The sequence below is a fragment of the Streptacidiphilus sp. MAP5-3 genome, from assembly GCF_041262505.1.
Taxonomy (GTDB): domain Bacteria; phylum Actinomycetota; class Actinomycetes; order Streptomycetales; family Streptomycetaceae; genus Streptacidiphilus.
Genome location: NZ_JBGCCL010000001.1, coordinates 762,052 through 774,668 on the forward strand (window position 1 = coordinate 762,052; position 12,617 = coordinate 774,668).

Annotated in this window: 14 protein-coding genes; 2 read left to right on the forward strand and 12 right to left on the reverse strand. The window is 70.8% G+C overall.

The genetic code is table 11. The annotated features are described in order from the left end of the window. Positions 1–152: 152 nt before the first annotated feature. Entirely contained in the window at positions 153–1,271 is a 1,119-nt protein-coding gene (gene serC / locus ABH928_RS03370) for a phosphoserine transaminase (protein WP_370061717.1), read from the forward strand. Positions 1,272–1,371: 100 nt separating this feature from the next. On the opposite strand, the gene ABH928_RS03375 is transcribed toward serC, so the two are convergent. The 11 genes from ABH928_RS03375 to ABH928_RS03425 form a co-directional block, all read right to left on the reverse strand. Then, positions 1,372–1,941 carry a hypothetical protein gene (locus ABH928_RS03375; RefSeq protein ID WP_370061719.1) on the reverse strand — a complete coding sequence of 190 codons (570 nt, stop codon included), beginning with the start codon at positions 1,939–1,941 and terminating at the stop codon, positions 1,372–1,374. Between the two features lie 185 nt (positions 1,942–2,126). Beyond that, positions 2,127–3,203 (reverse strand): LacI family DNA-binding transcriptional regulator, encoded by a 1,077-nt coding sequence (locus ABH928_RS03380; protein ID WP_370061721.1) that lies wholly within the window; start codon positions 3,201–3,203, stop codon positions 2,127–2,129. A gap of 35 nt (positions 3,204–3,238) precedes the next feature. Further along, positions 3,239–3,574 carry a DUF4229 domain-containing protein gene (locus ABH928_RS03385; RefSeq protein ID WP_370061723.1) on the reverse strand — a complete coding sequence of 112 codons (336 nt, stop codon included), beginning with the start codon at positions 3,572–3,574 and terminating at the stop codon, positions 3,239–3,241. A gap of 117 nt (positions 3,575–3,691) precedes the next feature. Continuing rightward, positions 3,692–4,216 (reverse strand): N-acetyltransferase family protein, encoded by a 525-nt coding sequence (locus ABH928_RS03390; RefSeq protein WP_370061725.1) that lies wholly within the window; start codon positions 4,214–4,216, stop codon positions 3,692–3,694. 13 nt (positions 4,217–4,229) lie between these two features. Next, positions 4,230–5,393, reverse strand: coding sequence for an aminofutalosine synthase MqnE (gene mqnE / locus ABH928_RS03395; RefSeq protein ID WP_370061727.1), 1,164 nt, complete (start codon positions 5,391–5,393; stop codon positions 4,230–4,232). A 267-nt stretch (positions 5,394–5,660) separates the two neighbouring features. Continuing rightward, the gene (locus ABH928_RS03400; protein WP_370061729.1) at positions 5,661–6,635 is read right to left on the reverse strand and encodes a threonine/serine dehydratase; all 975 of its coding nucleotides are present in this window, start codon (positions 6,633–6,635) and stop codon (positions 5,661–5,663) included. A 7-nt stretch (positions 6,636–6,642) separates the two neighbouring features. After that, a complete protein-coding gene (locus ABH928_RS03405) occupies positions 6,643–7,122 on the reverse strand; it encodes an Lrp/AsnC family transcriptional regulator (RefSeq protein ID WP_370061731.1) in 480 nt (159 codons plus the stop codon). A gap of 118 nt (positions 7,123–7,240) precedes the next feature. Continuing rightward, on the reverse strand, positions 7,241–7,894 hold the full coding sequence (locus ABH928_RS03410; RefSeq protein WP_370061733.1) for a UbiX family flavin prenyltransferase: 654 nt from the start codon (positions 7,892–7,894) through the stop codon (positions 7,241–7,243). A gap of 23 nt (positions 7,895–7,917) precedes the next feature. Beyond that, positions 7,918–8,517: an NADPH-dependent F420 reductase gene (locus ABH928_RS03415; RefSeq protein WP_370061735.1), complete on the reverse strand. Its 600-nt coding sequence runs from the start codon at positions 8,515–8,517 to the stop codon at positions 7,918–7,920. Between the two features lie 105 nt (positions 8,518–8,622). Continuing rightward, positions 8,623–9,522 (reverse strand): menaquinone biosynthesis prenyltransferase MqnP, encoded by a 900-nt coding sequence (mqnP, locus tag ABH928_RS03420; protein WP_370061737.1) that lies wholly within the window; start codon positions 9,520–9,522, stop codon positions 8,623–8,625. Then, positions 9,522–10,979, reverse strand: a complete 1,458-nt coding sequence (locus ABH928_RS03425) for a menaquinone biosynthesis decarboxylase (protein ID WP_370061739.1) — start codon at positions 10,977–10,979, stop codon at positions 9,522–9,524. Before ABH928_RS03425 ends, mqnP begins: the two co-directional genes overlap by 1 nt. A 56-nt stretch (positions 10,980–11,035) precedes the next feature. On the opposite strand from ABH928_RS03425, the gene ABH928_RS03430 reads away from it, so the two are divergent. Next, on the forward strand, positions 11,036–11,482 hold the full coding sequence (locus ABH928_RS03430) for a nucleoside deaminase (RefSeq protein ID WP_370061741.1): 447 nt from the start codon (positions 11,036–11,038) through the stop codon (positions 11,480–11,482). Positions 11,483–11,664: 182 nt separating this feature from the next. Here ABH928_RS03430 and ABH928_RS03435 read toward each other — a convergent pair whose 3' ends face one another. Then, positions 11,665–12,591 (reverse strand): DUF3027 domain-containing protein, encoded by a 927-nt coding sequence (locus ABH928_RS03435; protein WP_370061743.1) that lies wholly within the window; start codon positions 12,589–12,591, stop codon positions 11,665–11,667. Positions 12,592–12,617 lie beyond the last annotated feature (26 nt).

The window sequence follows — 12,617 nt, forward strand, 5'->3', positions numbered from 1 at the left end:
GCCACTCTTTGTGGTGAGTCGCCGATCGAACAGGGCCATCCGCCCAGGGTGGTTACGCGCGCAGTTCCCCGCGCCCCTGACGTGCTGCAACACCCCGTCTCACTCAACGGACCCGCCACTTCGGCGTAGCCCGCAGCCGATAGGCTGCGTTCGTGGCTGATATCCAGATCCCCGCTGACATCAGGCCCGCTGACGGCCGTTTCGGCGCAGGCCCGTCCAAGGTCCGGCCCGAGGCGCTCCGCGCGCTTGCTGAGACCGGCACCTCCCTGCTCGGCACCTCCCACCGCCAGGCCCCGGTGAAGAACCAGGTCAAGCGTGTGCGTGAGGGCATCAGCAGCCTCTTCTCGCTGCCCGACGGCTACCAGGTCGTCCTCGGTAACGGCGGGTCCACCGCGTTCTGGGACATCGCCGCCTTCGGCCTCGTCGAGAACAAGTCCCAGCACCTGAACTTCGGCGAGTTCTCCTCCAAGTTCGCGGCAAGCGTCAAGGCCGCGCCGTGGCTGGCCGAGCCGACGGTGATCAAGTCCGAGCCGGGTACGCACCCGCTGCCGCAGGCCGAGGCCGGGGTCGACGTCTACGCGCTGACGCACAACGAGACCTCCACCGGCGTGGCCATGCCGATCCGCCGGGTCGCGGGCGCCGACGAGGGCGCGCTCGTGCTGGTGGACGCGACCTCCGGCGCCGGCGGCCTGCCCGTCGACGTCTCCGAGACGGACGTCTACTACTTCGCCCCGCAGAAGTGCTTCGCCTCCGACGGCGGGCTCTGGGTCGGCGTCTTCTCCCCCGCCGCGCTGGAGCGCGCCGCGCGCATCGCCGCGAGCGACCGCTACGTGCCGCCCTTCTTCGACCTGCCGACCGCGATCGACAACTCGTCGAAGAACCAGACCTACAACACCCCGTCCGTCTCCACGCTGTTCCTCTTCGCGGAGCAGCTGGAGTGGATGAACGGCAACGGCGGTCTCGACTGGACGACGGCCCGCACCGCGGACTCCTCCTCGCGCCTGTACACCTGGGCCGAGAAGTCGTCCGTCGCAACGCCGTTCGTCGCCAATCCGGCGGAGCGTTCGCAGGTCATCGGCACGATCGACTTCGACGACTCGGTCGACGCCGCCGCGATCGCCAAGGTGCTGCGCGCCAACGGCATCGTCGACACCGAGCCCTACCGCAAGCTCGGCCGCAACCAGCTGCGCGTCGCGATGTTCCCGGCGATCGACCCGGCCGACGTCGAGGCGCTGACCGCCTGCATCGACTACGTCATCGAGCGCCTGTAGTCGCTCCTCCGCGCTCACAACGCCTTCACGACCACAACGGCGAGGGGCCCGGGGAGTCGAACAGCTCCCCGGGCCCCTCGCGCGTTACGCGCCTACCGGATCAGGGGACCGGGATGGGCACCGGCAGCGGCGGCAGGCTCAGGCCGAGGGCCGCCACCACCGCGGTGACCACCGCGAGCAGGTCCGCGACCACAGCGGTGATCGCGGCGAGCACCTTGGTCACGTCGGGGAGCGCGGCGACGATCGCCTGCACGTCGGTGGTCAGCTTGGTCAGCGCGTCGCCCACCGCGTCCTGTGGCTTCACGGCGTGCGGCTTCATACCGTGCGACTTGCCGGGCTTCACCGCGGCGCTCACCGGAGCCGCCGGCAGGGACGCCTTGAGCGCCGTGACGGCGTCGGTCACCTGCGTCACCAGTGCCGTCAGTGACGATGCACTGGGAGCGGGGGTCGCGGAGGCTGCCGTGGAGAGCTTCGCGACGGCGGACTGGACCGCACCGAGGTTGCCCAGGGTGCCGAGCTCGGCAGTGGGACTGGCGGCAGCGGCGACATGATGCACCGTGCCGCCATGGGGTTGAGGAGCCGCCTCCGCGGTCGAGATGAGGCCTCCCCCGGCCAGAGTGGCGGCGAGGGCGATACCGGCGATCACGGAGTGGGTACGACTGACACGCATGAGCTGAGTTCCCTTACTACTGGGAGTGACTGAGACTCAGTCACCGTCACTCCGCGGAACACGCTCCGCAACTCAGGGACCACGAAGGGTCACCGAACCATCGAGCCGATCACCACCGCGACGAGGAGCAGCACCAGCGCGCCGCTGACGATTCGGGTTCGGGTCTTGGGGTCCACGCGACCAGCCTATCCTTCGGTTTCCGCACGCCCGGTGGGGTGGGCGGTCGATCCCCGCACCACGAGCGCGGTGGGCAGCGGCTCGGGTTCGGGCTCGGTTTCGCGACTTTCCGACGGACCGTCGGATCGTTCACCCATCAGGGCGGTGAGCAGCCGGACGCCCGCCGCACCGAGTCGCTCGCCCGGCAGGTCCACGGTCGTCAGCGCCGGCGCGAAGAGCGGCGCGGCGACGATGTTGTCGATGCCGACGACCGACAGGTCGTCAGGAATGCGCAGTCCGAGCTCCGCGGCGACGTGGTAGACACCGGCCGCGACCACGTCGTCGTCGCAGACGACCGCGCCGACCCGCCGCGCCGCGCCACCGGTACCCGCACCCGCACGCGAGGCGAGCAGCGCCCGTGCGGCCTCCCTGGCGGCGTCCAGGCCGCCGTTGACGGAGACTCCGACCTCGACCACCTCCGCTCCCGACGCGGCGCTCTCGAAGCCCGCCTGGCGCGCCCGGAAGGTGTGCGCGGACTCGACCGACCGCAGATGGCCGAGCCGGAGGTGACCGAGCTCACGGAGATGGGTGACGGCCGCGGCCATCCCGCCGCCCACGTCGAGCTGCTGGGTGCGCCGGTGCGGATGACCGGCGCTGAGCGCGGGGTCGGCGTCGAGGAAGACGGTGGGCAGGCTCTCCGGCAGGTCGCCGCCGAGCTGGCTGTCGTCGGGCGAGCAGATCAGCAGCCCGTCGTACTGACCGCTGCGGGCCGCACGGGCGAGCTCGGCGTGGTCCCAGCCGGACGAGACGACGACCGACAGCTCACCCAGCGCCGCCTCGGCCTGCGCGCCCGCGAGGACGCGGGCGAAGAACGGTCCGAGGATGTTCGGCACCGCGAGCAGCAGCAGACCGGTCCGGCCCAGCCGGAGCTGACGGCCCGCCGCCTGCGGCTGGTAGCCCAGCTCGGCCGCCGCGGCCAGCACCCGCTCCCGCGTCGGCGCGGAGACGCGGTGCGAGGAGGCGCTGGTGGAGAACACCAGCGAGACCGTGGCCTGGGACACCCCGGCCAGCCGGGCCACGTCCTGCCCGGTGGGACGACGCGTCATGATCGGCCTGCTGCGGTTGCCGTGAGTCCGGGCGGTTACTGCTGCGCGCGGAGCGCGTCGTCGACGGCGTCCTCGGCCGCGTTCTGGGCGGCGATCCGGCTGGCCATGCTGCCCGTCTTGGCTTTGCGGCGCTCGATGCCGCCGGTGATCTGCTCCGACATGGCGTCGCGCTGCTTGTTCAGCACGACGTAGCTGACCGGCGCCGAGACCAGGGCCGCGATGATCAGCAGCAGGAACACACCGGAGGCGCCGGCCGTGACCGGCAGCACACCGAAGTGGGCCAGGAGCAGGGCGACCAGGAAGCAGGCCAGGAAGATGCTGGCGCGCATCGCGGAGTAGCGGAGGGTGGCGTGCGACGTGGGGGTGCTCACGGCTCGGTTTCTCTTTCCCTTGTCCGTGGAGGTACGACCAGTCCAGTGAAGCACGCCCGGAAGGGCGATCTTCACCGGGTGGGCACGGAGCCGCGCGTGCGCCGGGTCAGCCCGGTGTCAGCGCAGGTCCAGCCACATGACGACGGAGTCGCGGTCGTCGCCGGGGGCGACCCGCAGCGCTCCCGGCAATCGGCCGACCTCCTTGTACCCGCAGCGCTCGTAGAAGCGCTCCAACCCGAGGCCGCCGCGCAGGTCGAGCTGCAGCCCGGCCAACCCCCACGCGCGGGCGTGCCGCTCGGCCTCGGCAAGCAGCGCGACGCCGTCGCCCCGGCCCTGGAAGTCGGGGTGCAGCATGACCCGTTTGACGGTCCGCCAGTGGTCCATCAGCGAGAACCGCAGGTCGACGAGGAAGAGGGCCCCGGCCAGGCGGCCGGTCTCCTCGTCGTGGGCGACCAGCAACCGGTCCAGTCCGTCGCCGAGCCCGGCCAGCGCCTTGTCGGCGGTCGGCCGGACCTCCGCACGGGTGACCGGCGCGACGAAGCCGATCGCGCCGCCCCCGTTCGTGGCCGCCGCCCAGACGTCCACGAGGCCCTCGACCAGCTCCGGCGTGAGCTCCGGGTCGAGCGTGAAACGCAGTGCCATCCGCGGGGAGCCCTTAGAAGCGCATCGTCTGCGGCGTCTCGCGGCGCTCGCCGTCCGGGCCCGGGTACTCACGGATGATCTCGTAGCGGGTGTTCCGCTCGACCGGGCGGAAGCCCGCGTCACGGATCAGGTCGAGCAGGTCGTCACGGGTCAGCTTGTTCGGCGTGCCGAAGCCGTCCGCGTCGTGGGTGATCTTGTACTCGACGACCGAGCCGTCCATGTCGTCCGCGCCGTGGTTGAGCATCAGCTGGGCGCCGGCCAGGCCGTGCATCACCCAGAACACCTTGACGTGCGGGACGTTGTCGAAGAGCAGCCGGGAGACGGCGAAGGTGCGGATCATGTCCGCGCCGGTCGCCATGGTGGTGCGCGCCTGCAGCGTGTTGCGCACCTTGCCGTCGCGCGAGTCGTGGAAGTCGTGCTGGTAGCGCAGCGGGATGAAGACCTGGAACCCACCGGTCTCGTCCTGCAGTTCACGCAGCCGCAGCACGTGGTCCACGCGGTGGCGCGGCTCCTCGATGTGGCCGTAGAGCATGGTGGCGGGCGTCTTCAGGCCCTTGGAGTGAGCGAGGCGGTGGATCCGCGACCAGTCCTCCCAGTGGGTGTCGTGGTCGACGATGTGCTGACGCACCTCCCAGTCGAAGATCTCCGCGCCACCGCCGGTCAGCGACTCCAGACCGGCGTCGATCAGCTCGTCGAGGATCTCGCTGGCGGAGAGGCCGGAGATCTTCTCGAAGTGGTGGATCTCGGTGGCGGTGAAGGCCTTGAGCGCGACGTTCGGCAGCGCCTCCTTGAGGGCGCGCAGCGAACGCGGGTAATACCGCCAGGGGAGGGTCGGGTGCAGGCCGTTGACGATGTGCAGCTCGGTCAGCTGGTCGTTCTCCATCGCCTTGGCGAGCTTGACCGCCTCCTCGATGCGCATCGTGTACGCGTCCTTCTCGCCCGGCTTGCGCTGGAACGAGCAGTAGGCGCAGGAGGCGGTGCAGACGTTGGTCATGTTGAGGTGACGGTTGACGTTGAAGTGGACGACGTCGCCGTTCTTCCGCGTCCGCGCGTGGTGGGCGAGGCCACCCAGCCAGGCCAGGTCGTCGGTCTCGTAGAGCGCGACCCCGTCCTCACGACTGAGCCGCTCCCCGGCGTAGACCTTCGCCTCCAGCTCGCGCTTCAGCCCTGCGTCCATCCGCCTCATGCCTCCATCAGCAGTGGCCCGCACCGGGCCGACGATCCCCACGAGCCTACGCCCTCGCTCTGACGGGATGGTGCAGTACCCATGCACGGGCGCAGCGATTCGGCCGACGAGTCGGTTGCACTGTCAGGGGCGCGGGGAACTGCGCGACAAGCCACCCTGTGCGGATGGCCCCGCTCGTTCGGTGCTCGACCCGACCGGGTGGCTTGGCGCGCAGTTCCCCGCGCCCCTGGCGTGCTGCAACTCCCCAGCTGCAAAAGCTCAGACGGCGAGGATCCTCGCCAGCAGCGCCGGATCCACGTTCCCGCCGCTCACCACCGCGGCGAACCGCGTGCCCGGCAGCTCCGCGCCGTGGAACAGGTACGCCGCCGTCGTCACCGCGCCCGACGGCTCGGCCACGAGCCGGCCGCGGCGGGCCAGGACGGCCACCGCCTCCCGGATCTCGTCCTCCGTCACCGTGATGATGCCGTCGACGTACGCCTGGACGTGCTCCCACGGCAGCACGCCCAGGGAGTTCGTCCGGAGCCCGTCCGCGATCGTGCGGTGGGTGTCCGCGAACGGCCACACCTTCCGCTCGCCCGAGCGGAAGCTCTCCGCCGCGTCCCCGGCCAGGGCCGGCTCGACGCCGATGACCTTGACGCCCGGCATGGTCAGCTTCAACGCCGTTGCCACACCGCTGATCAGGCCGCCGCCGCTGACCGGGACCAGGACCGTCTGCAGGTCGAGGTCCAGCGCCGCCGCGTCGTCCGCGATCTCCATCCCCGTCGTGCCCTGGCCCGCGATGACGTACGGGTCGTCGTACGGCGGGACCCAGACGTAGCCGTGCTTCTCGACCAGGTCCGCGGGGGTCGTGTCCCGCTCGTGCATGGCGACCAGGATGACCTCGGCGCCGAACGAGCGGGTGTTCTCCACCTTCACCTCGGGTGAGGTGTCCGGCATCACGATGACGGCCTTGATGCCGAGTTCACGTGCCGCGTAGGCGACCGCCTGCGCGTGGTTGCCGCTGGACTGGGCGACCACGCCCCGTGCACGCTCCTCCGGCGTCAGCGCCGCAAGGCGGTTGTACGCGCCGCGGATCTTGAAGGACCCGGTCGGCTGCAGGCCCTCCGGCTTCAGGTGCAGTGAACGCCCGTCGGGCCGGTCCGCCCACGGACACGGCATCAGGGGAGTGCGCACGGCCACCCCGGCGATCCGCTGCTGCGCTTCGCGCACCTCGTCCAGCGTCACCAGGGCCATGCGTGCATCACACCTTTCGCTGCTCGGTGAACACCTCGGCGTCGGGGAGCTCGACGGCGCGGTTCTCCCACTTGGTGGAGAGTACGACCGTGGTGCGTGTGCGGGCTACACCCCTGGTGCCGGAGAGGCGCTTGACGATCGACTCCAGCCCGTCGACGTCCGGGACCCGGGCCTTGAGCATGTAGGAGTCCTCGCCGGCGATGAACCAGCAGTCCTCGATCTCGGGCAGGTCGCGCAGCCGGTGGGAGACGTCGTCGTGGTCCGCCGCGTCGGTCAGCTGCAGGCCGATCAGCGCGGTGACGCCGAGGCCGAGCGAGGCCGGGTTGACCGTGGCGCGGTACCCGGTGATGACGCCGGCCTGCTCCAGCCGGTTGATCCGATCCGTGACGCTGGGGCCCGACAGCCCGACAAGCCGCCCCAGCTCGGCGTACGAGGCGCGTCCGTTCTCGCGCAGCGCCTGAATGAGCTGCCTGTCCACCGCGTCCATGCTGGGAAACCTGGCCTTCCAATCGTTGGGGAGCTTGCCGACAGTATCCGGAATTCCAAAGTCCAGGCCGACAAGACCCCCGGTTCGCAAAGAAGATACTCCGACGAGGTGACCTCCATCACGTCGCCCCCAGCTCGCCCTCCCAGCGGCGGTAGAGGGCGTGCGGGATCTTGACCGAGTCGAGCACCCGTCCGCCTACGAAATCCACGAGCTGCTGCACGCTTCCCGAGCCGGCGTAGAAGCCGGGCGAGGCGGGGATCACCACGGCTCCCTGCTGGTCCAGCTCGACGAGTTGACGCAGCGTCACCCCCGTGAGCGGGCTCTCGCGCACGCAGAGCACCAGCGGCCTGCGCTCCTTGAGGGTGACGTTGGCGGCACGTTGGAGCAGGTCCTTGCTGAGCCCGACCGCGATCCCGGCGACGGCGGCGGCGCTGCACGGGACCACGATCATCCCCTTCGCGGGGTACGACCCGCTGGACGGCCCGGCGGCGAAGTCCCCGGCTGTCCAGTAGCGGACGTCGTCGAGCTCGAACGGCTGCGGCTTACCTCGATCGAGCGGTCGCTCCAGCCACTCCCGCAGGTCCTCGCGCCAGTGCGCGTCCCGGAACGCGATCCCGGTCTCGTCGATGATCGTCAACCGCGCGGCCCTGCTGACGACGACGTCGACCGGCTCCCCCGCGCCGAGCAGCCCACGGATCACCGACGCGGCGTACGGCGTCCCGGACGCCCCCGACACCCCGACGATCCATGGCTCCCGCGGTTCTTGCTTCACATGATCGACCCTAACCGCTCGGTTCAGTCATGGACGATGCGGATGCCGGTCCGGCGGCCGAGGGTGCCGAAGGACGGGAGGAGCAGGAAGATGGCCGCGTCCAGGAGGTCGGGGCGGCCCAGGCCGACGAAGGTGGGAACGAGGCCGACGGCGGTGATCAGGGCCTCGACCGTCGGGGCGTCGGACTGCTCGAAGACGGTGTAGAAGAGGTTGCCCGGCTCGCCGTCCCAGAGCGGGTCGGCGAAGGTCTCCCAGGTCTGGGTGTTGAAGGCGCGGGCGTAACGGGCGGTCGGGACCAGGGCGCGGACCAGGTCCGCGCTGTGCAGCACGGGCTGCGGGAAGTGGTTGGTCGCGTCGACAATCAGCTTGCCCGCCAGCGCCTCGGCGTGGGTCCGCAGGAACGCCTCGACCTCGCCCGCCGGGACGGCCAGCAGCAGGGTGTCCGCGGCGGCGACGGCCTCCGCCACGGTGGCGACCTTGGCGCCGGTGTCGCCCGCGGCGTCGGAGGTCGCGGGGTTGCGGGAGCCGAAGACGACGGCGTGCCCTGCCCTGGCGAAGGCCCGGCCGAGCGTCCCGCCGATGTTGCCGGTGCCGATGACTGCGGTGGTGCCGATGCCGCTCATGACGAAGCCCTCCGTTGCTCGTCGTCCTCTTGTGAGGGGTGAGCAAGCGGAGGGCCGGTGATATTCCGTCAGCTACGTGGCAGCAGCCGGGCAGCTACCGGGCGTCTACGGCGTCAGCCCGCGCAGCACGAGATCCAGTAGCGCGAAGCAGAAGAGCGAGATCCCGACGAAGCCGTTGACCTGGAAGAACGCCCGGTTGAGGCGGCTCAGGTCGTGCGGGCGGACGATCGTGTGCTCGTAGACGAACGCCGCCGCGACCACCGCCAGACCCATCCAGAACGCCCACCCCGCGCCCGACAGCCAGGCGTACCAGCCGAGCAGCAGCAGGGTCAGCGCGTGCGCGGCACGCGCGCCGCGCAGCGCGGCCGGGACCCCGAAGCGGGCTGGGACCGAGCGGACGCCGTCGGCGCGGTCGGCCATCACGTCCTGGCAGGCGAAGATCAGGTCGAAGCCACCGATCCAGATGCCGACCGCGAGGCCCAGCACGCAGGCGGGCCAGGACCAGGTGCCGGTGACCGCCAGCCACGCGCCGATCGGGCCCATCGCCTGGGCCAGGCCGAGGATCGCGTGCGGGAAGTCGGTGAACCGCTTGCCGTACGGGTAGACGACCATCGGGATCACCGCGATCGGCGCCAGCGCCAGGCAGAGCGGGTTGAGCAGCGCGGCGGCGGTCAGGAAGACCACCAGCGCGACCGCCGACCCGGTGTACGCGGTGCGCATCGAGACCGCGCCGGTGACCAGTTCGCGTCCGGCGGTGCGCGGGTTCCGCGCGTCGATCTCGCGGTCGATGATCCGGTTGGCCGCCATGGCGAAGGTCCGCAGCCCGACCATGCACAGCGTCACCAGGAACAGCTGCACCCAGTGCACCCGCCCGTTGGCGAGGAACATCGCCGTCAGCGCGGCGGTGTACGCGAAGGGCAACGCGAAGACCGAGTGCTCGATCATCACCAGCCGCAGGAACGCCTTGGTTCTGCCGGCGTCGGCAGTCGCGACAGCAGTCGTCATCAGAGCCCGTACTCCTTCCAGCGCGTGTCGACCAGGGCGGCCGTGGCCGGGTCGGAGAGGACCATCTCCGGCCAGCCGCCGTCGCGGGTGTAGCCCTCCTCGGGCAGCTTGCGGGTCGCGTCGATGCCCGCCTTGCCACCCCAGAACTGCTGGTAGGAGGCGTGGTCGAGGTGGTCGACCGGCCCCTCCACCACGGACAGGTCGCGGCTGTAGTCGACGTTGCCGAGCGCCCGCCAGGCGACCTCCTGGTAGTCGTGGACGTCGCAGTCCGCGTCCACCACCACGATCAGCTTGGTCAGCGACATCATGTGCGCGCCCCAGATCGCGTGCATGACCTTCTGCGCGTGCTTGGGGTACTTCTTGTCGATCGAGACGATCACGCAGTTGTGGAAGCCGCCCGCCTCGGGCAGGTCGTAGTCGACGATGTCCGGGACGATGACCTTGAGCAGCGGCAGGAAGAACCGCTCGGTGAACTTGCCCAGCGGCCCGTCCTCGGTCGGCGGGCGGCCGACCACGATGGACTGGAGCAGCGGGCGGCGGCGCATGGTGACGCAGTCGATGGTCAGCGCGGGGAACGGCTCCTGCGGCGTGTAGAAGCCGGTGTGGTCGCCGAACGGCCCCTCGGGGAGCAGCACGTCCGGGTCCAACCAGCCCTCCAGCACGACCTCGGCGTCCGCCGGGACCTGCAGCGGGACGGTCTTGCAGTCGACCATCCTGACCCGCTCACCCGCGACGAAGCCCGCGAAGAGGTACTCGTCGATGTCGCCCGGCAGCGGCGCGGTCGCGGCGTAGGTGACGGCGGGCGGGCAGCCGAAGGCGATCGCGACCGGCAGCTTCTCGCCGCGCTTGGCGGCGATCGCGGCGTGGTTGCGGCTGTCCTTGTGGATCTGCCAGTGCATGCCGATGGTCCGCTTGTCGTGCCGCTGCAGTCGGTAGAGACCGAGGTTGCGCACGCCGGAGTCGGGGTCCTTGGTGTGGGTCAGGCCCAGGTTGAAGAACGAGCCGCCGTCCTCGGGCCAGGTGAAGAGCGCGGGCAACTGCATCAGGTCCACGTCGTCGCCGGTGAGGACGACCTCCTGGACCTTCGCCTCCCCCGGCTTCACCTTGCGCGGTGGGACGTGCGTCATCCCGGCCAGCTTGCCGAAGGCCTCCCGGACGCCGGTGAAGCCGTGCGGCAGCTCCGGCTTGAGCAGGCCGGCGATCTTCTCGCCGATCTCGTCGGCGGACTTCAGCCCCAGCGCCTTGGCGAGGCGGCGCTCGGTACCGAAGACGTTCATGGCCAGCGGCATCGCCGAGCCCTTGACGTTCTCGAAGAGCAGCGCCGGGCCCTTCGCCTTCTGCACCCGGTCGACGATCTCCCCGACCTCCAGGTACGGGTCGACCTCCACCTTGATCCGCCTGAGGTCGCCCTCGCGCTCCAGCGCCCGGAGGAAGGACCGTAGATCGTCGTAAGCCATAGCGCTCAGTATCCGTTACCGGCGCGGCGCGGATCGTCAGGGGGCATCGTAGGGACATGGCCCTGGACTTCCGCTCCATGCTCGACACCGCCGTCGACGAGGCCCGCCAGGGCCTCGCGGAGGGCGGCATCCCCATCGGCGCCGCGCTCTTCGGCCCGGACGGCGAGCTGCTCGGCCGCGGCCGCAACCGCCGCGTCCAGGACGGCGACCCCTCCCTGCACGCGGAGACCTCCGCGTTTCGCGACGCCGGTCGCAGGCGTGGGTACCGGCGCACGACGATGGTGACGACGCTCTCCCCGTGCTGGTACTGCAGCGGGCTGGTCCGCCAGTTCGGCATCGGGCGTGTCGTCATCGGCGAGGCGAGGACGTTCCACGGCGGACACGAGTGGCTTGCCGCCAACGGGGTCGAGATCGTACTGCTGGACGATCAGACCTGCGTGCGAATGATGACGGACTTCATCGAGAGCAACCCCGACCTCTGGTACGAGGACATCGGTGAGTGAGCTGCGCCCCCGCCAGCGGGGACCTTGCACCATCCACGGGCGCGGGGTTTTGCAGACGAGGCAGTTGCACTGTCCAGGGGCGCGAGGAACTGCGCGAGAAACCACCCTGTGCGGATGGCCCTGCTCGTTCGGCCTGCCAGCTACTTGGGTGGCTTGTCGCGCAGTTCCCCGCGCCCCTCAGGTCAGCTGTGGCCGAGCTCCTCGGCCGGGGTGCTCTCCTCGACGGAGCCGCCCGCGCGGTCGGGGTGGAGCGGGAGGGGTTCGAGGCTGAGTTCGTCCAGGACCGGCGGGGCCGGGACCTGGGGCGCCGGCATGACCGCCGCCTCGGAGTGGCCGCCGCAGCCATAGCTGAGGGAGACGATCCGGCCGTCCGCAGGACCGAACTCGTTGCCGCAGATGCCGAAGGCCTGACTCAGCGAGCCCGCGATCGGGACCAGGAAGCCGCACGTCGCGCACGAGGCCGGCGCGGCCTGCGCCATCGGCGTGTGCGCGCCGTACTCCTTCTCCCAGCGGTCGGCGGCCAGGTTGAGGCCGAGCCGGCTGAGCACCCGGGCCCGGCGCATGCCGAGCTCCTCCGCGACCGCGCCGATCTCCGCGCGCTCGTTGGACGGCGCGACCGCCGTCTCCTTGCCGGAGGGCTCGACCGCGACGTCCTCGCCCGCGAGGCCCGAGAGCTGGTCCTCGGCGAGGACGCTGTTCGGGGCGGGCTCGTCGTCACCGGAGTAGCCCGGTTCCAGCCGCAGGTCGTCCGACTCGGTCGGCAGCAGGTCGCCGGGGCCCATGTCGCCGGGGCGCAGCCGTTCGCTCCAGGGGACCCACTCCGGCGCGACCAGCGCGTCCGGGCCGGGAAGGAGCACGGTCTCGTCCAGGGTGACCTGCTTGCTGCGCGCAGCGCGGGTCACCGTCACCGCCCAGCGCCAGCCCTTGTACGCACGCTCGCGGGTCGCGAAAAAGTGCGTGACCACCCGGTCGCCATCGATGTCGACACCGAGGTGGTCGCCGACCGCGGACTCGCCGGCGGCCTGGACCGCGGCGCCCCGGGCGAACTCCACGGCCTCGGCGCACTGGCGGTCAGGGGTACGGCTTCGCGTCGTCGTCGCAGCACTCATCACGAACTGATTCTCTCCCAACCGTA

What these genes read in the sequence shown, in the direction of transcription:
- ABH928_RS03375 (WP_370061719.1), bottom strand. Translation starts at nt 1,941, where the DNA reads ATGCGTGTCAGTCGTACCCACTCCGTGATCGCCGGTATCGCCCTCGCC.
- ABH928_RS03380 (WP_370061721.1), bottom strand. Translation starts at nt 3,203, where the DNA reads ATGACGCGTCGTCCCACCGGGCAGGACGTGGCCCGGCTGGCCGGGGTG.
- ABH928_RS03390 (WP_370061725.1), bottom strand. Translation starts at nt 4,216, where the DNA reads ATGGCACTGCGTTTCACGCTCGACCCGGAGCTCACGCCGGAGCTGGTC.
- mqnE (WP_370061727.1), bottom strand. Translation starts at nt 5,393, where the DNA reads ATGGACGCAGGGCTGAAGCGCGAGCTGGAGGCGAAGGTCTACGCCGGG.
- ABH928_RS03400 (WP_370061729.1), bottom strand. Translation starts at nt 6,635, where the DNA reads ATGGCCCTGGTGACGCTGGACGAGGTGCGCGAAGCGCAGCAGCGGATC.
- ABH928_RS03405 (WP_370061731.1), bottom strand. Translation starts at nt 7,122, where the DNA reads ATGGACGCGGTGGACAGGCAGCTCATTCAGGCGCTGCGCGAGAACGGA.
- ABH928_RS03415 (WP_370061735.1), bottom strand. Translation starts at nt 8,517, where the DNA reads ATGAGCGGCATCGGCACCACCGCAGTCATCGGCACCGGCAACATCGGC.
- mqnP (WP_370061737.1), bottom strand. Translation starts at nt 9,522, where the DNA reads ATGACGACTGCTGTCGCGACTGCCGACGCCGGCAGAACCAAGGCGTTC.
- ABH928_RS03425 (WP_370061739.1), bottom strand. Translation starts at nt 10,979, where the DNA reads ATGGCTTACGACGATCTACGGTCCTTCCTCCGGGCGCTGGAGCGCGAG.
- ABH928_RS03430 (WP_370061741.1), top strand. Translation starts at nt 11,036, where the DNA reads ATGGCCCTGGACTTCCGCTCCATGCTCGACACCGCCGTCGACGAGGCC.
- ABH928_RS03435 (WP_370061743.1), bottom strand. Translation starts at nt 12,591, where the DNA reads ATGAGTGCTGCGACGACGACGCGAAGCCGTACCCCTGACCGCCAGTGC.